The organism is Erythrobacter sp. 'gip.4 top 5', from assembly GCF_056495765.1.
The window spans coordinates 2,619,835-2,639,852 of record NZ_CP200270.1 but is presented as its reverse complement, the minus strand read 5'-3'; the positions used below and the strand labels follow the sequence as shown (position 1 = coordinate 2,639,852).

The following is a 20,018-nucleotide window of genomic DNA, read 5'->3' as shown; positions in this document are numbered from 1 at the left end:
AGCGCGCCTCTATGCCCGCCGACCGGCGCTGGCCATCGTATAATCACTGGAGTGAGCCCATGAAATTTTTCGTCGACACCGCCGAGATCGAACCGATCCGCGAACTCGCCGCCACCGGCCTGCTCGATGGGGTAACGACCAACCCCTCGCTGATTGCCAAGTCAGGGCGCGATTTCATGGAAGTGACGAAGGAAATCTGCGGGCTGGTCGACGGTCCGGTCAGCGCCGAAGTGGTCGCGCTTGATCACGCGACGATGATGAAAGAGGCTGAAGTCCTGCGCAAGATTGCGGACAATGTCTGCATCAAGGTGCCGCTGACGGTGGATGGCCTGAAGACCTGCAAGGCGCTGACGGGCGAAGGCACGATGGTCAATGTGACGCTGTGTTTCTCGGCCAATCAAGCGTTGCTGGCGGCCAAGGCGGGGGCGAGCTTCATTTCGCCGTTCGTGGGCCGCCATGACGATAACGGCTTTGACGGCATGGACCTGATCGAAGACATCCGCCTGATCTATGACAACTACGATTTCGCCACCGAAATCCTTGTCGCATCCGTGCGCCACACCACCCACGTGTTGCAGGCCGCGAAGATCGGCGCTGACGTCATGACTGCGCCGCCCAAGGTCATCCACGATCTGTTCAAGCACGTACTGACCGACAAGGGCATCGAAGGCTTCATGGCCGATTGGGCCAAAACTGGGCAGAGTATCCTCAAGTAATGGCCGATCAGACCCCGCTGGACCTGTTCAAGCAGGCGCTCACCGGCGCTGCCCGCGCGATTGCGCGTGATGCCGAGGTGGAGGTTGCCTGGAGCGCCGATGTGCCCGGCGCGGCAGGCAATCGTTTCCGCGTGCCGCTGCCGGGGCGCGATCTTCCGGCCGATCAGGTGGTCGAGGCGCGGGGCTTTGCGGATTCGTTCGCGCTCAAACTGCGCCACCACAACGCCGCGCTCCACGCCAGATCCGCGCCGCCCGAGCCCATTGCGCGGGCGTGCTATGACGCGATCGAGCAGGTGCGCTACGAAGCGTTGGGCGCAAACCGCTTTGGCGGGATGCGCGCCAATCTTGATGCCGCGACCGAGATGCGCACCGCCGGTGACAAGATCGTGCGGGCGCAAAACTCCTCCGAAGTGCCGCTGGAAACCGCGCTTGCGCTGCTGGTGCGCCAGGCGCTGACCGGCGAAGCCGTGCCCGCCAAGGCGCAAGGCGGGCTGGAGTTGGTACGCGATTTTCTGGAAGAGAAGGTCGGCAAGGATTTCGGCGCGCTGGCCGACAGCCTTAGCGATCAGGCGACGTTCCAGAAGCTCGCGCTCGATATGCTGCGCGAACTCGATCTGACCCGGCCCACCGATGCACCGGACGAAAGCGACAGCGATTCGCCCGATGACGAGGATGGCCCCGATGATGACAGCCAGGGCGAAGACGACAGCAGCAGCGAAGGCGATCCCCAGGCCGCGGAAATGGCCGGCGAGATGGCCGAAGGTGACGGCGAGGGCGAAGAAAGCTCCGACAGCCAGACCGACAGTGACATGTCCGAAGGTGAACCCAGCGACGAAGGTGACACGTCCAACGCGCCCGTGTGGCCCAATCGCCCGCAAGCCGAAATCCCGCCGAGCGTCGATTACAAGCCTTTCACCACCCGTTTCGATGAAGAAGTCGCGGCGCCCGATCTGTGCGACGCCGAGGAACTGGACCGGCTGCGCGCCTATCTCGATAGCCAGTTGACCGGGCTGCAAGGCGTGGTGACGCGCCTTGCCAATCGCCTGCAGCGCCGCCTGATGGCACAGCAGAACCGCAGCTGGGATTTCGACATGGAGGAAGGCGTGCTTGATGCAGCCCGCCTCGCCCGTGTGATCATCTCGCCCGGCACGGCGCTGTCCTACAAGGTCGAACGCGATGTCGAGTTCAAGGACACCATCGTCACGCTGTTGATCGACAATTCGGGTTCGATGCGGGGCCGCCCGATCTCCATCGCTGCCATCAGCGCGGACATTCTGGCGCGCACGCTGGAACGCTGCGGGGTGAAGACCGAGATCCTGGGCTTCACCACCCGCGCATGGAAGGGCGGGCAGGGGCGCGAAGCCTGGCTCGCCGATGGCAAGCCGCAGAATCCAGGGCGGCTCAACGATCTGCGCCACATCATCTACAAGCAGGCCGACGAACCCTGGCGCCGCGCACGCCGCAATCTCGGGCTGATGATGCGCGAGGGGCTGCTGAAGGAAAACATCGACGGCGAGGCACTGATCTGGGCGCACTCGCGGTTGCTCTACCGCCCCGAAGAACGCCGCATCCTGATGGTGATCTCCGACGGCGCACCGGTGGACGATTCGACGCTTTCTGTAAACTCGGCGGGGTATCTGGAAGCGCATCTGCGCAGCGTGATCGAGTGGATCGAGAAGGTTTCGCCCGTGCAATTGGTCGCCATCGGGATCGGCCATGATGTGACGCGCTATTACCGCCGCGCGGTGACGATCATGGACGTGGAACAGCTCGGCGGCACGATCATGGAGCAGCTGGCGGAGTTGTTCGAGGATGAGAAGGGCGTGAAGGGGCGGTGAGTGTAGGTGAGGATAGTGTGGAGTATATCCACCTACCCGCAGGTTCCACGCTGCCGCCCCTCGAGCCCGCCCCCCGCCGTGTCATCGTGATCGTCGAGCAGGACGTGACCAGCGATTGGCAGGGCAAGGTCAACAAATTGATCGTGGATAGCGGCTGCCTCTACATGATGGCTTGGGGGCGCGACTGTTCGTCGTGGGATGACAGTGTCGACTGGGCGAATCTCAGAGCGAACGGTACGGACGAATTGACCGACGACAATCATGTCATGACAACGTGGCACGAGAGCGAGCCGTTGCACGATGTGTTTTTCTTCGCTCGAATGTGTGCCTTTCATCCAACCCTGCCACTTCCACTTTTGACCATTCTCGACATTCGCAAAGAGGCGCGCGAGTCGGCGATCCGTGCATTGCATCAAGCCGAAAGCGCCGGCCTGCTGGAAGATGCTCTTGAAGATCCGCGATCCCTGCCGTTCAGGGATCGTTTGAAAATTTTGATGAGGACCAGATGAACGTCACCCAAGCAGTCACCACCCGCCGCTCGATCCGGGCTTTCACCGACCAGCCTGTTGACGTCGAAACCCTGACCCGCGTGATGGACACCGCGCGCTGGGCGGCTTCGGGGTGCAATTACCAGCCGTGGGAAGCGAGCATCGTCACCGGCCAGCCGCTCAAGGACTTGCAGGCCAAGATCCTGGCCGATGGTCCGGGGGCAGCGGAATATGACTGGGCCGCTCCGGGCGCGGAACCCGCTTACAAGAAACGCCTCGACGGGATTTCGGCCGGTATGTTCGGCGCGATGGGAATTGCCCGTGATGATGGCGCGGCCCGCATGGCGGCGATGATGCGCAATGCCACCAGCTTCGACGCGCCCGCTGTCATGTTCGTCTATTTCCCACGCCTGATGAAGGAGCCGCAATGGTCCGACGTGGGAATGTGGCTGCAAACCGTCGCGCTGCTGCTGCGCGAAGAGGGGCTGGATTCGTGCTGGCAGGAATACATGGCGCTCTATGCGAACACGATCCGCGAATTCCTTGGGCTGGATCACGAACGCTATATGTTCTTTTGCGGCATGGCGATCGGGTATCGTGATACCGAGGCGCCGGTGAACAATTTTGCGCGCGAGCGTGTGCCGCTGGAAGACCACGTCAAGTTTATCGGGTTCGATTGAGCCGCCTTGCGCTGGGGTGACGGATTGGGGCAAAGGCGCTGCCCATGACCGATGCTGCCCCAAATACCGAACTGAAGCTGTTCAATTCGCTCACCCGCCAAGCCGAGGTGTTTGCGCCCGTGCATCCCGGCGAGGCGCGGGTCTATACCTGCGGGCCGACGGTCTATAACTACCCGCATATCGGCAATATGCGCGCCTATGTGTTCGCCGATGTGCTGGGGCGCACGCTGTCGTGGAAGGGGCTGAAACTCACCCATGTCATCAACATCACCGATGTCGGCCATCTTACCGATGACGCCGACGCGGGTGAGGACAAGATGGAGCGCATGGCAGCAGCGCAAAAGCAGTCGATCTGGGACATTGCTGAACATTACAAGCAGGCCTTCTGGGCCGACGTGCGCGCACTGAATATCCGCGCACCCGCGCAGTGGACGGTCGCGACCGATTACGTCCCGCAGATGACCGAATTTGCGAAGGGCATCGCGGACAAGCACTGCTATGTTCTGGATAGCGGGCTCTATTTCGACGTGTCGACCGTGGCCGATTATGGGCGTCTGGCGCGCGCTGTCACCGAAGACGGAGAGGGCCGGATCGACAGCGTCGAAGGCAAGCGCAACGCCGCCGACTTCGCGATCTGGCGCACAACGCCGCCGGGCGAGACGCGGCAGATGGAATGGGATTCGCCCTGGGGCCGGGGCGCGCCGGGCTGGCATCTGGAATGCTCGGTGATGAGCGGCGCAGTGCTGGGCTTTCCCTTCGACATTCACACCGGCGGGATTGACCATCGCGAAATCCACCACCCCAACGAAATCGCACAGAATCAGGCGCATTGCTGCGCTGGCGGGTTAAACGACCCGCGCAACTCCGGTGCGAACATCTGGATGCACAACAACTTCCTCGTCGAGCGGTCAGGGAAGATGAGCAAGTCGTCGGGCGAGTTCCTGCGGCTGCAATTGCTGATCGACCGGGGCTACCACCCGCTCGCCTACCGCCTGATGTGCCTGCAGGCGCATTACCGCAGCGAGCTGGAGTTTTCGTGGGAGGGACTTGCAGCGGCGCTAACGCGGCTGAAGCGGATGGTGATGGCAGCATCCCAACTGACTGATGCAGAACCCCAGCCCGAAGCCGAACACCCCAAGTTTGCGCCTGTGCTGGCGAAGTTTGACGCGGCGATGGCGGATGATCTGAACACCGCGATTGCACTGACGGCGCTGGAAGATGCGCTTGCCGTCAAGAAGGTTGATGCCGGAATCAAGCGCGCTGTGATCGAGGACATGGACGCGGTGCTGGGCCTTGGTCTGTTCGCGATCACCCGCGCCGATCTGCGCATCCGCCCCAAATCCGCGACGATCACCGAAGCCGAAATCGACACCGCGCTTGCCCGCCGCAAGGAAGCCCGCGCTGCCAAGGACTTTGCCGCGTCGGACGCAATCCGCGATGAACTCGCCGCGCAGGGCGTCGAAGTGATGGACGGCGACCCGCTGGGGTGGGAGTGGAACCTTACCTAACCCTCACCCCGTCCCGGGCTTGACCCGGGACCCTGCTGCCTTCACCTCAGCCAGCACAAAAGCTGGACCCCGGATCAAGTCCGGGGCGGGGGAACAGAGGAATAAGTATGACCACCCTAGCCATTTCCGGCCTGATCCGCCCAATGCTCGAAGCGCGCTTGCCCCAAGGGCTCGACGTGCGCTGGTTCATGTCCGCCGAGGAAGCCATCGACGCTGTGGCCGAGGCGGAGATCGGCTGGTTCGACATGAACGACAAGGACGCGATGGCAGAAACGCTGCGCGCCGCCAAAAAGCTCAGATGGCTCAATTCGATCTACGCGGGCCTTGATTTTCTGCCGATGGACGTGCTGATCGAACGCGAGATTACCGTCACCAACGGGGCGGGCATAAATGCCATCACCATCGCCGAATATGTGGTGATGGGGATGCTTAACATCGCCAAGGGTTACCGCGATGTCGTGCGCGCACAGGAGCGGCGCGAATGGCTGCTCGATTCGCCGGGTAAGCGCGAGCTGGCCGGATCGAAGGCGCTGCTGCTGGGCTATGGCGCGATCGGCAGGCTCATAGAGCCCCGCTTGAATGCCTTTGATGTTGAGGTGAGCGTCGTGCGCCGCACGCCTCCGGTCTCTGGGGGGCCCAACACCCTGGGCCCCGATGAATGGCGCGCGCGGCTGGGGGAGTTCGACTGGATCATCCTCGCTGTCCCCGCGACGCCCGAAACCGACGGCATGATCGGCGCAAGCGAGTTGGCGGCGATGAAATCCGATGCGGTCATCGTCAACATTGCACGCGGCAGCGTGATCGATCAGCCAGCGCTCGTCACAGCATTGGAAGGCAAGGCGATCGGGGCCGCGTTCCTTGACGTTACCACCCCCGAACCGCTGCCCGCCGATCACGCCCTGTGGGCGCTGCCCAATGCGCATATCTCGATGCACCTGTCGGGCCGGGCGCAGGACAAGATGTTCGTGCGATCAGGGGACCGCTTTCTCGATAATCTTGATCGGTACTTGCGCGGTGAGCCTATCGGTCCGGTGTTCGATCCCAAATTGGGCTATTGACCGCGTCAAACGTGCGCGCTGATGCTTTTCATCAAGATACCTTCGCCCTAGAACTCTATATCCGCAGATTACGCAGGTGGACGGCTGGGCCGGATCGAAGGCGCGGTGTCGTGGCAGGCGAGACAGTTTGCCGCAGCATCGGGAGATTGAACACATGAGCGAAACGCAAAAAGCATCAGACCTGTTTGTCGAATGCCTGGAGGCCGAGGGCGTCGAATATATTTTCGGCGTGCCGGGGGAGGAAAACCTCGATTTCCTCGAAAGCTTATCCAGGTCCAAGACGATCAAGCTGATCTTGACCCGCCATGAACAGGGCGCGGGGTTCATGGCCGCGACCTATGGGCGGCACACCGGCAAGACTGGCGTGTTTCTCGCCACGCTGGGGCCGGGGGCGACCAATATGGTCACTGCGGTCGCCTATTCGCAGCTGGGCGGGATGCCGACGCTGGCGATCACCGGACAAAAGCCGATCAAGACATCCAAGCAGGGTCGCTTTCAGATCCTCGACGTAGTGGCCATGATGGAGCCGATCACCAAGTTTACCCAGCAGCTTGCCAGCGCCGACAATATCCCCAGCCGGGTGCGCGAGGCGATCCGGCTGGCGGAGGAGGAAAAGCCGGGCGCTGTGCACCTCGAACTGCCCGAGGATATTGCTCAGGAACACACCGCGAGACGCCCGATCCCCGCGTCACTGGCGCGGCGCCCTTCGGCTGAGCAAAAGGCCGTGCGACAGGCGGTGCTGGCGATCGAAGGTGCGAAGGCGCCAATCCTGGTGATCGGCGCAGGCGCCAACCGCAAAATGACCGGGCGGATGCTGCGCCAGCTGATCGACAAGGCCGGCATTCCCTTTGTCACCACCCAGATGGGCAAGGGCGTGGTCGATGAACGCCACCCGCTGTTCCTTGGCTGCGCGGCGCTGTCGGCGGGCGATTTCGTGCACCGCGCCATTTGCGATGCGGACTGCATCGTCAATGTCGGCCACGATGTGATCGAAAAGCCGCCGTTTTTCATGGAAGCGGGCGGGCCAATGGTGATCCACCTGTCAACCAAGACCGCTGAGGTCGATCCGGTCTATTTCCCGCAAATCGAAGTGATCGGCGATATTGCCAACGCCATCTGGCAGATCAAGGAAGCCGTGGTCCCGCAGGATGGCTGGGATTTCCGCCGGATGCTGGAATATCGCGCCGCCGAAATTGCGCACACCGCGCCGCTGGCCGATGATGCGCGCTTCCCGATTTTCCCGCCGCATCTGGTGGCGCAGGTGCGCGAGGCTGTGCCCGAAGACGGGATCATCTGTCTCGATAACGGGATTTACAAGCTATGGTTCGCACGCGGATACAATGCCTATCTGCCCAACACCGTGTTGCTCGACAATGCATTGGCCAGCATGGGTGCTGGCCTGCCGAGCGCGATGATGAGCGCGATGTTGTATCCCGGCCGCAAGGTCATGGCGATCTGCGGCGACGGCGGGTTCATGATGAATTCGCAGGAGATGGAAACCGCCGTGCGGTTGGGGGTGAACCTTACCGTTCTGATCCTGCGCGATGATGCCTACGGGATGATCCGCTGGAAGCAGGCCAATATGGGCTTTGCCGATTATGGTCTGACCTATGGCAATCCCGATTTCGTCAAATATGCCGAAAGCTACGGTGCCACCGGCCACCGCGTGACGTCAGCAGAGCATCTCACCGATTTGCTTGCGCACTGCCTTGCAATGCCCGGCGTCCATCTGATCGATTGCCCGGTTGATTATTCGGAAAATGATCAAATCCTGAACCATGATATCAAGCGGCTGAGCAAGGAATTGTAGGCCGATAGTCCCCCTCTCGCTGGCGGGAGGGGCTAGGGGCGGGCGCGGAATTGTGCTTGCCCTGATCCCACCCCCGGCCCCTCCCGCAAGCGGGAGGGGGGAAGGAAGCGACGATGCTCAAGGACGTGTACCCGCTCTACCTCAACAACAGGCCGGTGCAGCCCAACACCGATCTTGACGTCACCGACAAATACACCGGCGAGGTCGCGTTCCGCACTGCGCTCGCCACGACCGATGTGATCGAGGAAGCGATTGCGGGGGCCGTGCGCGCAGCAGAGCCGATGGCGCGGCTGGCGTCTTATGAAAAGCAGGACGTGCTGATGCACTGCGTCGCGCGGTTCCGTGAGCGCTTCGATGAACTCGCCTATGCGCTGTGCGTCGAGGCAGGCAAGCCGATCAAGGATGCGGAGGGCGAAGTCACCCGCCTGATCGACACCTTCCGCATTGCGGCTGAGGAATCGGTGCGCAATTACGGCGAGGTCCAGCCGCTCGACATCTCGGAGCGGGCCAAGGGCTACATGGGGATGTGGAAGCGCGTGCCGATCGGGCCGTGCAGCTTTATTTCGCCGTTCAATTTTCCGCTGAACCTCGCCGCGCACAAGATTGCGCCCGCCATTGCGATGGGCTGCCCGTTCGTGATGAAGCCGGCGTCCAAGACCCCGCTGGGCGCGATCATCATGGGCGAAGTGCTGGCCGAATGCGATGTGCTGCCCGAAGGCGCGTTCAGCATCCTGCCTGCGAGCCGCGATGGGGCGGACCTGTTCACCACCGACGAACGGCTCAAGCTGCTCAGCTTCACCGGGTCGCCCGGCGTGGGCTGGGACTTAAAGGCCAAGGCAGGCAAGAAGAAGGTCATCCTCGAACTCGGCGGCAATGCGGCGGTTATCATCGACAAGGACGCCGATCTGGAGGACGCGCTGGAACGGGTGATCTTCGGCGCGTTCTACCAATCCGGCCAGTCCTGCATCGGGGTGCAGCGCATCCTGATCCACGACGCGGTATATGATGATTTCAAAGCGATGCTGGTGACAAAGGCCAGGACGCTGGTCGCGGGCGATCCCAAGGACCGCGACACCTTCATCGGCCCGATGATCTCGGAAAGCGAGGCCACACGGTTGAAAGGCTGGATCGACGAATCCATCGAAGGCGGCGCAACGCTGTTGTGCGGCGGCGGCCTGTCGCGCGGCAATATGCTGGAGGCCACGCTGCTGGAAGGCGTGCCCGATGACGCCAAAGCGAAGAACGAGGAAGCCTTCGGGCCGCTCGCGATCCTGCAACGCTTCGATGATTTCGGCGCGGCGCTCGCGGAAGTGAACGATTCGCGGTTCGGCCTGCAGGCCGGCATTTTCACCCGCGACCTGTTCCAGATGTTCGACGCGTGGGACCGGCTCGATGTCGGCGGCGTCGTTATCAACGACGTGCCAAGCTACCGGGTCGACAATATGCCATATGGCGGCGTGAAGGATTCAGGCCTGGGCCGTGAAGGCATCCGCTTCGCGATGGAGGACATGAGCGAGATTCGGAACTTGGTGGTGCGGCGAACGTAATTAAATACGTCTCCCCGGCCCCCGAGCCGGGCCCCCGCTTGTCCTTCGCAGCAGCAAGGAAGCGGAATCCCGAATCAAGTCAGGGAAGACGTAGAATAGTGAGTCACACCTCCTCCAGCAGGAGCAACACCGCGGTCACCACCAGCCGCTCCATCGCGCCGAAGCGGTGATCGACTGCGCTGATGGTCGCATCGGCAACCAACTGACGGGGGATAACGAATTCGTGATCGGGCAGGCGTTCGATCAGCTCTTCGCCCGCTACGACCGCGTCGGCCCCGCAGAACTCCAGCACCACTTCGTGGCGGGTGCCTGAAAAGGTGATCGAGGCCCAAGGCGTCTCGGTATGGGCGAGGACCGTGCCGACGCCGCCGGTCAGGCCCAGCAGCGCAGCCCGCACCCGGTCAGCCAGCGTGCGGCGGGGGCGGAAGGGGGCGAGGGGGGCGGGCGCGGATTTCACCTCGATCTGGTCGAAATCGGCGAGGATGTGCGCGAAGGGATCGCGCAGGCTTTGCGTCAACATCATGCCATCTCCTTCGTCTGCGCGTTTGTGTGGTTGGCGGCGCGGTCAGCGGCGCGGTCGGCATAGCCCTGCATCCAGGCGCGGGTGCGTAGCTCCGTTTCGGGACGCGGCGTGCGCCCCATCCTCAGATCGAGCACGAAGCGCGGGTCATGGGCGGCAAGCCGCCCGAACTTGGTGGCGGGCAAATTATGTGTCCGCAGGAAGGTTTCGATGGTCCGAAGCAGCATGGTTTGCGTCCCTGTTGATGCTCAGTGCGTTGACGATCACCGGACGAATCACCCGATGTTCCTGATTTGTTTCACTTCATTTCCTACTTGTCTAGGATAAATCCTAAGTGTAGGACATTTCCATGGCTGAAATCCTGCAAAACCCCCGTGATCCCCTTGATGGTCCTCGCGCACGACTGCTCGAATTGTCGCAGGTGCGCGGGGTGAGCCTTGCTGCCCTATCCGAATTGCTGGGGCGCAATCCGTCCTATCTCCAGCAATTCATTCGCAAAGGTTCACCGCGAAAGCTGGAGGAACAGGATCGCGCCACGCTGGCGCAATTCCTCGGAGTGGGGGAGGAGGAATTGCGGGAGGCGCAGGAAAAGTCCTACGTAAATGCCCCTAAGCGGCGCGAATCGGGTGAGTGGGTGGAGGTGCCCCGTCTGGATCTCGGTGCATCGGCCGGGCCGGGGCGGGTGCCGGGCGCGGAAGCCGCGTTCGACACCTTCCGCTTTTCGCGCCGTTGGCTCGACGAGCAGGGCCTGGCCCGTGCGCAGCTGTCAGCGATCCGGGTGGAGGGCGATTCGATGGAGCCGCTGCTCAACGATGGTGACGAGATCCTGGTCGATTGCTCGCCCCGCCCGTTCCGCGATGGCATCCACGTGGTGCGGGTTGGGGATACGCTGATGGTGAAACGCGTCGCCAGCGCCGGGCCGGGGCGCGTGGCACTGCTATCGCAGAACTTCGCCTACCCGCCGGTCGAGATCGCGGTGGAGGAGGTGGTGATTATCGGGCGGGTTGTGTGGAAGGGGGGGCGGGTTTAAGTCTCCCGTATGACCGACACCGCCAAGCCCACACCCCCCCATGAAGGCCGCCATCATTCCCGTGACGCCGCTGCAGCAGAACTGCTCGCTGATCTGGTGCACCGCTACCATGCGCGGAGCGTTGATCGATCCGGGCGGGGATCTCGACAAGCTGAAGGAAGGCGTCGCCAAGGCGGGTGTGACGCTGGAGAAGATCCTCGTCACCCACGGCCATCTCGACCATTGCGGGCAGGCGGGGATGCTGGCCGAGGAACTGGGGCTGACAATCGAAGGCCCGCACGAGGACGACCTGTTCTGGATCGAAAAGCTCGACGGTGACGGCGCACGCTATGGCATGGAAGCCAGGAGCTTTACGCCGGATCGTTGGCTCCAGCATGGCGACACGGTCACTGTGGGCGAACTGACGCTCGATGTGATCCATTGCCCCGGTCACACGCCGGGCCACGTGGTATTCTTCCATGCGCCCAGCCGCTTCGCGATCGTTGGCGATGTGCTGTTCCAGGGCAGCATCGGCCGCACGGATTTTCCGAGGGGCAATCATCAGGATCTGATCGACAGCATCACGCAGCGCCTCTGGCCGCTGGGTGAGGACGTCATGTTCATTCCCGGACACGGCCCCACCAGTACCTTCGGTCGCGAGCGCAAGACCAATGCGTTTGTGAGCGACTACGCGCTCAGTTGATCCTTGCCACGGGGTAGAGGTGTTACATCACCCCTGCTGCCACCAGCGCCGCGACCACGGCGAGGCCAAGCTGCGCCAGCATTGTCGTGATGATTCCGACCACGCGGGCCCAGCCCAAATTGCCACCATCCATGCCGAAGCCGTGCAGCACCCGGCCGATGAAATAGGCCGCCGCGACATAGGCCAGCCACCAGCTGCCTCGCCCCGCGAGCTCAATCGCGCCGATCAGCACCAGCACGAAGGCGGTGTTCTCGACGTAATTCAGCTGCGCGCGCATCCGGCGTTGCAGCGCTTCGCTGCCGCCATCGCCGACGCTAACCTTTAGCTTGGTGCGCAGCGCACCGATCCGCAGCATCAGCCAGATATTGAGCACGGCCGCCGCCGCCGCCGCGGCGAGCGTCACTGGAAGAACGGTCATCATGATATCCCTTTGATAAAGTGGCACGCGTGCTATGACGGCGCTGCGCGGGTTGCAACGCGTGATTTTTTCGGTATGACGCGCGGCTTCCCGCCACTGCGGGCCAAGGAGTGTGCGCACCTGCAACGCTTGTGCGAGCGTCCTCCTTGTCCTATGGGCGGCCTTCGAGAATCACGCCTTCGCAAACCCAAGTGCCTGTGGCGCGTTTAACTGCATTTATTTGAGGAAATGGTGCCACCATGGCTGTCCCCAAGAGAAAAACTTCGCCTTCCCGTCGCGGCATGCGTCGGTCGCACGATTCGCTGAGGGTGGAAGCCTTCGGTGAATGCAGCAACTGCGGCGAACTGAAGCGCCCGCACAACATCTGCGGCCACTGCGGCCACTACAACGGACGTCAGGTTGTCGCCGTCGGCTGATTGCCGATGGCCTGCACACTAGACCGGAGTAACGCACGATGAGTCTCCCGCGTATCGCCGTCGATGCGATGGGCGGCGACGAAGGCGTTCGCGTCATGATTGAAGGTGCCGCATTGGCGCGCCGCAATCATGACAGCTTCAACTTCCTGCTTGTCGGAGACGGCAAGCGGATTGAAGCGGCGCTGGAAAATCATCCGAACCTGCGGGCGGCCTCGGAAATCCTGCATTGCGATGATGTGGTGGGCGGCGATGAACTGCCCAGCCGCGCGGTTCGCCGTGCCAAAACCACCAGTATGGGCCTTGCGGTCAATGCCGTGAAGACCGGCGATGCGGGCGCTGCTGTCAGTGCCGGCAATACCGGCGCGCTGATGGCCATGAGCAAGCTTGCCTTGCGTACCATGCCGGGGATCGACCGACCGGCGCTTGCCGCGATCATGCCGACTTTGCAGGCGCATGACGTCGTGATGCTTGATCTGGGCGCCAACACCGAAGCCGATGCGCGCAATCTTGTGCAATATGCGGTGATGGGCGCGGCCTATTCGCGGATCGTCACCGGTTTTGACAAGCCGGTGGTCCGGCTACTGAATATCGGCACTGAGGAAATCAAGGGCACCGAGGAACTGCGCGATGCGGCGGCGATGCTCACCGCAGCCTGCTCGCGCGCCGATGGCGGGTTGGCGCTGATTTTCGACGGGTTCGTTGAAAGCGACAAGATCAACCGCGGCGAGACCCACGTTGTCGTGACCGATGGTTTTTCCGGTAATATCGCGTTGAAAGCGATTGAGGGTTCGGCTCGCTTCGTCACCGATCTGCTGCGCCAGGCCTTCACCTCGTCTCTGCGTTCCAAGATCGGCTTTCTGGTTTCGCGCCCTGCGACCGAGCTTCTCAAGCATCATCTTGATCCCAACAACCACAATGGCGCGGTATTCCTGGGCCTTAACGGCGTCGTGGTGAAAAGCCATGGCAGCGCGACGGTTACGGGCGTGGCCCATGCTGTGGCGGTGACGGCGCGGCTGCTCGAAAACAAGCTCACTGAGCGGATTGCGCATGATCTATCGCAATTGGGTGATGGCGCGCTGACCAAGACAAAGCGGGTGAGCAAAACCAAGGACAGCGAGGCCACCACGTGAGCGGATCGCGGGTGCTTGGTACCGGGTCGGCGCTACCGCGCCGAGTGGTGACGAATGCTGAGCTGGCCGAGCGGGTGGACACCTCGGACGAATGGATCGTGGCGCGCACCGGCATTCGCCAGCGCCATATTGCCGAACCGGACGAAACCACTGCGACCCTTGCAACAGCGGCGGCACGCGCCGCGCTGGCGGACGCTGGCGTGGAGGCCTCCAGCATCGATCTGATCGTGCTCGCCACCGCGACGCCTGACAATACCTTTCCCGCGACCGCCACCAAGGTTCAGGCCGCGTTGGGCTGCAACGGCGGAATCGCCTTTGATGTGGCGGCGGTGTGTTCTGGCTTTCTCTATGCGCTGACTGTCGCCGATTCGCTGCTCAAGACCGGCACGGCGCGGCGTGCGCTGGTGATTGGCGCCGAAACCTTCAGCCGCATCCTTGATTGGGAAGACCGCACGACTTGTGTGCTGTTTGGTGACGGGGCGGGCGCCGTGGTGCTCGATGCGCCCGAAGCCGGAAACGACGGCAAGGGTGCGTCCGGCATTCTCGGTAGCAAGCTGCACGCCGACGGTGCGTGTCATGATTTGCTCTATGTTGATGGCGGTCCTTCGACCACGCAGACGGTCGGGCATCTTCGAATGAAAGGCCCCGAAGTGTTCCGCCACGCAGTTGTGAACCTTTCCGCTGTCTTGCGTGAAGTGCTTGAGGAAACGGGTGTTTCTGTCGATGAGATTGATTGGGTGGTGCCGCATCAGGCCAATGCGCGGATCTTGGATGCCACGGCACGCAAGCTGGGTATTTCACGCGACAAGGTGGTGGTGACCGTTGATCGCCATGCCAATACTTCGGCGGCTTCGGTGCCACTTGCGCTCGATTACGCACGCAAGGATGGGCGGATCAAAGCTGGCGATCTTGTCATGCTGGAAGCGATGGGCGGCGGGTTCACATGGGGGGCCAGCCTGATCCGCATGTGACCGGTCGAAAGACAATCTGTTTCCGTTGCTAACACAATTGCTGAATATCCGTGAATATGTGCGGCATCGCATTGCAAAACCGCCAAAAAATCTGTAATTGCAATCCATTCTTTCGGGTCGCGCCGCGAAGGAGAATACGCATGATGCGATCTGTGGGCACTTTGACGCGCGCTGATCTGGCCGAAACCATTAATCGCAAGATGGGTTTCAGCCGGGCCGAGTCGCTCGATATGGTAGAAGCCATCCTCGCCAAGATGAGCGATGCTCTTGCCAAGGGTGAGAACGTCAAGATTTCCGGCTTCGGCAGCTTTGTGCTGCGTGACAAGAATGAACGGATCGGTCGCAATCCCAAGACCGGGATTGAAGTGCCGATCACGCCGCGCCGGGTGATGACATTCCGGGCGAGCCAACTGCTCAAGGAACGCATCACGAAGGGGTAATCCTCTGTTGTGATGACGGGTCCAAGTGAGGTTTGATGACCGCTTTCGATGACGGCAAGGACGAGGGCGCGCTGCGCACCATCGGCGAAGTCAGCGATGCGCTGGACATCAAACCGCATGTTTTGCGGTATTGGGAAGCGCAATTTCCCCTGTTGAAGCCGCTCAAGCGGAGCGGCGGGCGGCGGTATTATCGCCCTGACGATGTTGCCCTGGTCGAAACGATTGATCGTTTGGTCAACCGTGAAGGCTACACGCTGAAGGGTGCCGAAGCTGTGCTGCGCGCATCGGCCAAGTCTTCATTGGACCGGCGCATGGACGATCGGCGCAGCGGCGAGCGCCGGGCCGATGGTGTGCCGGATGATAACCCCGGCGTGCGGCTAATGGTGACAGAGGCACCCGATATGGCTGAAACCATCGCGGCGCTGAAAGCGATCCGCGCGCGATTGGCCCGCGCGCTCGAAGCCTGAAGCCTATTCCGCCGCAAGCAGCCCGGCCTCGCCCAGGTCGACGCTGACCAGGCGCGAAATACCTTTTTCCGCCATCGTCACCCCGAACAGGCGGTGCATCCGGCTCATCGTCACTGCGTTGTGCGTGACAATCAGGTAGCGGGTCGCCGTGGTGCGCACCATCGATTCCAGCAAATCGCAGAACCGTTCGACGTTCGCGTCGTCCAGCGGAGCATCGACTTCGTCGAGCACACAGATGGGCGCAGGATTGGTGAGAAACAGCGCAAAAATCAGCGCTGTGGCCGTCAATGCCTGTTCGCCGCCTGACAACAGCGAAAGCGACTGCAGCCGCTTGCCGGGCGGCTGGGCGTAGATTTCAAGGCCAGCCTCCAGCGGATCATCGCTGTCGACCATCGCGAGATGCGCCTGACCTCCCTCAAACAGGCGGGTAAACAGGACGCGAAAATGGCTGTCGACCTCCTCGAAGGCGGCCCGCAACCGCTCCCGTCCTTCGCGGTTGAGGCTACCGATCGACCCACGCAGTCGGGCGATAGCTTCCGCCAGTTCGGCCTGCTCTTCAGCGCTGGTACCATGCTCGCCTTCGATCCGGGCAAGTTCGTCGGCAGCGACGAGATTGACTGGCCCGATCCGCTCGCGCGTTGCGGTCAGGCGTTCAAGTTCCGCCGATTCGTCGGCGGCGGGGGCAAGGTCCCCCTCTGAAAAGCCGAACCTGTCCCCCAGCAGGGGCGGCGGACATTGGAAGCGTTCGCCTGAAATGCGCGCCATCTCGGCGCGGCGCAGTTCCTCGTTCTCGGCTCGCGCGGCGAGGCTGGCACGGCTTTCGCGGGCCTGAGCCAGTGTTTCATTGCGGCTGGCGAGCGCGCAGTCGGCGGCGCGCTGCGCGGTCTCGGCTTCGCGCATTGCAGCCTCGGCTGCAGCAAGATCGGCCGTGATCCGCACGCGGGCCTCCTCGCCCGATTGGATCTCGGCGGTCAGGGCTGGGGGTTTGACTGCGTGGACAGCGTGGTCCTGGACGATCTCTGCCAGCCGCCGTGCGGTTTCGACCATGCGCCGTTCGGCATCGCTGGAACGGGCCTGCCAGCCTGCGTGATCGGCGGCTTGCGCTGCGAGCCTCTCGCGCGCGACGGCCATTGCCTGATCCTGCGCCGCCAGCTCGGCCAGCGCAGCCTGCACCGCGGCCCGCGCGGCAGCGTTGCGTGTATGCGCTGCCTCAAGGGCGGCGCGTTCGGCATCGCGCGCAGGCAGGAGAGCGCGGGCCTGCCTGGCGGTATCGACCTCGGCCTTTGCACTGGCGATCTGGGTAGCGATCTCGGTTGTGCTGGTGGCCAGTTCGGCCAGGCGGGCGGCAAGGCGTTCCCTGGCGGCTTCAGCAAAATCGAGCCTGCGCATCGCCTGTCGTTCAGCCTCGATTGCTCCTGCAAGAGCGCGTTCCTGCCCCACCAATGCGGTTTGCGAGGCGCTGAGTTCCTCCCGCACGGCTTTGTCTTCGGCCTCGGCGCGGATCGCTGCTTCGCGCAAAGGGGGGAGCGCGGCATCAAGTTCGGCCAAGCGGTTGGCCGCTTCGAGCTGCGCGGCTTCGGCCGCCCCTTCGCCGCGCGCGACAAAGCCGTCCCAGCGGCGCAAATGCCCTGTGCGGGTGACGAGCCATTCGCCCGGCGCGAGCGTGCGGCCATCATCGCTGTCCACACAATGCACCAGCGCGAGGCGGGCGGCGAGTTCATCGGGGCAGGTGGGAACGCGGGTTAGCAGGCTGTCGGGGACGGGCTTGGGCGCTGTGGCAGCGCCTGTCCAGAATCGTCCATCCTGCGAAGCAGCCGGCGTGCCGAGCGGCGATTTGCCGTCGCGTCCCAGCACCGCGGCGAGCGCACGTTCATAGCCCGGTGTCACGCGCACCCGGTCAAGCGCCATCGCCATGCCGTGGCGCCCGGCTTCCCGCTTGGCGCGAGCGTCGCGGTCGCGGGCGAGGGCACTGTGTTCCCGCTCGACCCCGGCAAGTTCGGCGCGGCCTGCCGCAAGTGCGCTGGCCGCATCATCGCGCAATGCCTGCAATTCGGCCTTGCGCGTTTGATCTTCGGCCAAGCGGGCGCGCAGCCGCCCGACGTCGCTGGCGGCGTCTTCGACAGCGTCCCGCGCGGCGATCACGGCACTTTCTACATCGCCGGTGGCTGCCAGATCGGTCCGGGCGCGGGCAATGCGGGCGGCTTCGGCTTCAATTCGGGCAAGGCGGCTTTCGGCCTGGTCGACAGCGGCTTCGGCAACGCGCCATTCCGCTTCGACGCTGGCGTGATCGGCCGTCGCTTTGGCCAATGCGAGTTCGGCGGCACGGCTGGCGCGGTCACGGTCCTCGGCCTTGTCAGCAAGCGCCGGGCGCGCGGCATCGGCAGCGCTTACAGCGGCGCGGCTGGCGGCGAGTTCGCTGGTCAAGCGCCCCAGCGCCTCGACTGCAGCCGAGGTCAGGCGGTCAGCATCATCACGATCCTCCTCAAGCCGGCACTTCTGGCGCGCCAGATCGGCGAGGCGGGTTTCGGCCGCGTCCAGTTTTTCGGCAAGCGCGGCCATCCGGTGGCCATGGGCGCTGGCATCATCGCGCCGATCGGCAAGTTCGTCGCGGGCCGCGGCCAGCGTGTGGGCGGCGCTGGATTGGTCGTTCTGCGCAACCTCGACGGCGGCTTGCGCTTCGGTGACAGCGGCGGCGGCCGCCTCGGCTGCGGCACGTGCGGCCTTGGCGGCCGCCGCTGCCTCGCGCCAGCGCGCAAACAACAAGCGGGCCTCGGCCGACTGAATCAGCTTCGTCAATTCGGTGTAGCGTTCCGCTTGCTTGGCCTGCCGCTTCAGCGACGCGATTTGCGAATCCAGTCCCGCCATCAGGTCTTCGAGCCGCGCCAGGTTCGCCTCGGCCCCGCGCAGCTTGCTTTCGGCATCGCGGCGGCGGACGTGAAGCCCGATGATCCCGGCGGCTTCTTCCAGCATGGCACTGCGTTCGGCAGGCTTGGCTGCGATCACCTGCGCGATCTTGCCCTGGCTGACAAGCGCGGGGGAATGCGCGCCGGTGGCCGCATCGGCGAAGGTCAGCGCCACGTCCTTGGCCCGCACGTCGCGGCCGTTGACCCGGTAGGCGCTGCCTGCGCCGCGTTCGATCCGGCGCGTGACGACCAACTCCTCGCCTGCGTCATCCTGCGCGTGCAAGACCACTTCGGCAAAGTCGCGCGGTGGGCGGGTGGAGGTGCCCGCGAAGATCACGTCCTCCATCCCCCCTGACCGCATCGATTTGGCCGAGGTTTCCCCCATGACCCAGCGGATCGCTTCGAGCAGATTGGATTTGCCGCAGCCATTGGGGCCGACGACTCCCGTCAGACCCGGCTCGATACGCAGTTCCGCCGGCTCGACAAAGCTCTTGAAACCGCTGAGCTTGAGCCGGTGGATCTGCATCAGGTGGCTATTCGCCCCTGCCGAGGCCTAGCGCGCGCCTGCGCTTTGCAGCGCCTGTTCGACAACATCCCATGATGTTCCGTTTAGCCGTTCGCCATTGAGGAAAAAGGTCGGCGTACCGGCAATCTCGTCCTTCGCATTGTTGGCTTCGGTGGTTTTTACCAGCGCTTCAATCTTGGCAGTATCGGCCAGGCAGGCGCGGCCCTGATCGGCTGAAACCCCGCGCGCGGCAAAGAATTCAAGCAGGCCGGTGGCTTCGGCAATCGCAACAAAGCGTTGGTTGAGTGGTAATTGCGCAGCGGCCTGAACGGCCTGCGGGTTGCCTTGAAGACCGGTAAAAACGCTATCCAGATTTTGCCACACCTCGTCCGAAAGTGGCTGCATCTGTTCCTTGGCCCCGCATTGGGCGAGGCCCGCGATGACGACGTCGAAGGGATTGAGAAACGCTTCGCGCTGCTCGAAGCTCACGACGCCGCTCGCGACATATTCGTTTTTGAGCGGCGCCTTGCCGGTCGTGGCGAATGCGGCGCAGGCGCCGCAGGTGTGCGAGGCATATTCCACCAGCTTGAGCGGTGCATCAGGATTGCCGATCTTGTAGCCGCCTTCCGGGGTCACTGTGACGGTGTCAGCCCATTGGGCGCCCGCCGGAGCGGCGATCGCAGGCAAAGCCTCGCCGCTTGCCGTTCCAGCGCCGTCAGTGGTTGCAGCGTCGTCGCAGCCAGCCAGCATCAGCGGCGCGAGCGCAAGCAAGGGGAGCGAAAGCAAGCGGGGGATAATCATCGTGGTGCTGATCCTTGAGGAATTAATAGAGTTGGAATTAGCCGACGCCGACCCGGTGCATCAAGCATCGTGCGTCCGGCCTTTGAACAA

At 63.2% G+C, this 20,018-nt stretch carries 20 protein-coding genes; 15 read left to right on the top strand and 5 right to left on the bottom strand.

All coding sequences use genetic code 11. The features are described from left to right. The first annotated feature begins 59 nt into the window (after positions 1-59). The 8 genes from fsa to ACRANW_RS12765 all read left to right on the top strand — a co-directional run bounded on the left by fsa (position 60) and on the right by ACRANW_RS12765 (position 9,645). Entirely contained in the window at positions 60-716 is a 657-nt protein-coding gene (fsa, locus tag ACRANW_RS12800) for a fructose-6-phosphate aldolase (protein ID WP_479432153.1), read from the top strand. Further along, positions 716-2,554 (top strand): cobaltochelatase subunit CobT, encoded by a 1,839-nt coding sequence (cobT, locus tag ACRANW_RS12795; RefSeq protein ID WP_479432152.1) that lies wholly within the window; start codon positions 716-718, stop codon positions 2,552-2,554. The genes fsa and cobT overlap by 1 nt, the downstream gene beginning before the upstream one ends. A 17-nt stretch (positions 2,555-2,571) precedes the next feature. Beyond that, positions 2,572-3,063, top strand: coding sequence for a DUF7684 family protein (locus ACRANW_RS12790; RefSeq protein ID WP_479432151.1), 492 nt, complete (start codon positions 2,572-2,574; stop codon positions 3,061-3,063). Then, positions 3,060-3,722 carry a nitroreductase gene (locus ACRANW_RS12785; protein ID WP_479432150.1) on the top strand — a complete coding sequence of 221 codons (663 nt, stop codon included), beginning with the start codon at positions 3,060-3,062 and terminating at the stop codon, positions 3,720-3,722. The genes ACRANW_RS12790 and ACRANW_RS12785 overlap by 4 nt, the downstream gene beginning before the upstream one ends. A 44-nt stretch (positions 3,723-3,766) precedes the next feature. Next, positions 3,767-5,230 (top strand): cysteine--tRNA ligase, encoded by a 1,464-nt coding sequence (gene cysS / locus ACRANW_RS12780; RefSeq protein WP_479432149.1) that lies wholly within the window; start codon positions 3,767-3,769, stop codon positions 5,228-5,230. A 107-nt stretch (positions 5,231-5,337) separates the two neighbouring features. After that, on the top strand, positions 5,338-6,288 hold the full coding sequence (locus tag ACRANW_RS12775; RefSeq protein WP_479432148.1) for a D-2-hydroxyacid dehydrogenase: 951 nt from the start codon (positions 5,338-5,340) through the stop codon (positions 6,286-6,288). Between the two features lie 154 nt (positions 6,289-6,442). Beyond that, positions 6,443-8,098, top strand: a complete 1,656-nt coding sequence (locus ACRANW_RS12770; protein WP_479432147.1) for an acetolactate synthase large subunit — start codon at positions 6,443-6,445, stop codon at positions 8,096-8,098. Positions 8,099-8,211: 113 nt separating this feature from the next. After that, on the top strand, positions 8,212-9,645 hold the full coding sequence (locus tag ACRANW_RS12765) for an aldehyde dehydrogenase family protein (RefSeq protein WP_479432146.1): 1,434 nt from the start codon (positions 8,212-8,214) through the stop codon (positions 9,643-9,645). A 103-nt stretch (positions 9,646-9,748) separates the two neighbouring features. On the opposite strand, the gene ACRANW_RS12760 is transcribed toward ACRANW_RS12765, so the two are convergent. Continuing rightward, positions 9,749-10,168, bottom strand: a complete 420-nt coding sequence (locus ACRANW_RS12760) for a hypothetical protein (RefSeq protein ID WP_479432145.1) — start codon at positions 10,166-10,168, stop codon at positions 9,749-9,751. After that, on the bottom strand, positions 10,165-10,392 hold the full coding sequence (locus ACRANW_RS12755) for a hypothetical protein (protein ID WP_479432144.1): 228 nt from the start codon (positions 10,390-10,392) through the stop codon (positions 10,165-10,167). The genes ACRANW_RS12760 and ACRANW_RS12755 overlap by 4 nt, the downstream gene beginning before the upstream one ends. 122 nt (positions 10,393-10,514) lie before the next feature. Here ACRANW_RS12755 and ACRANW_RS12750 point away from each other — a divergent pair, with 122 nt between their 5' ends. Beyond that, on the top strand, positions 10,515-11,195 hold the full coding sequence (locus ACRANW_RS12750) for a LexA family transcriptional regulator (RefSeq protein ID WP_479432143.1): 681 nt from the start codon (positions 10,515-10,517) through the stop codon (positions 11,193-11,195). Between the two features lie 40 nt (positions 11,196-11,235). Next, complete coding sequence (locus ACRANW_RS12745; RefSeq protein WP_479432142.1) at positions 11,236-11,877, top strand: MBL fold metallo-hydrolase; 642 nt, start codon at positions 11,236-11,238, stop codon at positions 11,875-11,877. Between the two features lie 22 nt (positions 11,878-11,899). On the opposite strand, the gene ACRANW_RS12740 is transcribed toward ACRANW_RS12745, so the two are convergent. Then, positions 11,900-12,295, bottom strand: coding sequence for an MAPEG family protein (locus tag ACRANW_RS12740; RefSeq protein ID WP_479433949.1), 396 nt, complete (start codon positions 12,293-12,295; stop codon positions 11,900-11,902). Positions 12,296-12,534: 239 nt separating this feature from the next. On the opposite strand from ACRANW_RS12740, the gene rpmF reads away from it, so the two are divergent. The 5 genes from rpmF to ACRANW_RS12715 all read left to right on the top strand — a co-directional run bounded on the left by rpmF (position 12,535) and on the right by ACRANW_RS12715 (position 15,719). Further along, the gene (rpmF, locus tag ACRANW_RS12735; protein WP_479432141.1) at positions 12,535-12,711 is read left to right on the top strand and encodes a 50S ribosomal protein L32; all 177 of its coding nucleotides are present in this window, start codon (positions 12,535-12,537) and stop codon (positions 12,709-12,711) included. A gap of 38 nt (positions 12,712-12,749) precedes the next feature. After that, positions 12,750-13,841: a phosphate acyltransferase PlsX gene (gene plsX / locus ACRANW_RS12730; RefSeq protein WP_479432140.1), complete on the top strand. Its 1,092-nt coding sequence runs from the start codon at positions 12,750-12,752 to the stop codon at positions 13,839-13,841. After that, positions 13,838-14,812, top strand: a complete 975-nt coding sequence (locus ACRANW_RS12725) for a beta-ketoacyl-ACP synthase III (protein ID WP_479432139.1) — start codon at positions 13,838-13,840, stop codon at positions 14,810-14,812. The genes plsX and ACRANW_RS12725 overlap by 4 nt, the downstream gene beginning before the upstream one ends. A 140-nt stretch (positions 14,813-14,952) precedes the next feature. Beyond that, positions 14,953-15,252, top strand: a complete 300-nt coding sequence (locus ACRANW_RS12720) for an integration host factor subunit alpha (RefSeq protein ID WP_479432138.1) — start codon at positions 14,953-14,955, stop codon at positions 15,250-15,252. Positions 15,253-15,287: 35 nt separating this feature from the next. Beyond that, entirely contained in the window at positions 15,288-15,719 is a 432-nt protein-coding gene (locus ACRANW_RS12715; protein WP_479432137.1) for a MerR family transcriptional regulator, read from the top strand. 3 nt (positions 15,720-15,722) lie between these two features. Here the strand turns inward: ACRANW_RS12715 and ACRANW_RS12710 are convergent, their stop codons facing one another. Next, entirely contained in the window at positions 15,723-19,148 is a 3,426-nt protein-coding gene (locus tag ACRANW_RS12710; protein ID WP_479432136.1) for a chromosome segregation SMC family protein, read from the bottom strand. 27 nt (positions 19,149-19,175) lie between these two features. Beyond that, positions 19,176-19,928, bottom strand: a complete 753-nt coding sequence (locus tag ACRANW_RS12705) for a thioredoxin domain-containing protein (RefSeq protein ID WP_479432135.1) — start codon at positions 19,926-19,928, stop codon at positions 19,176-19,178. Positions 19,929-20,018 lie beyond the last annotated feature (90 nt).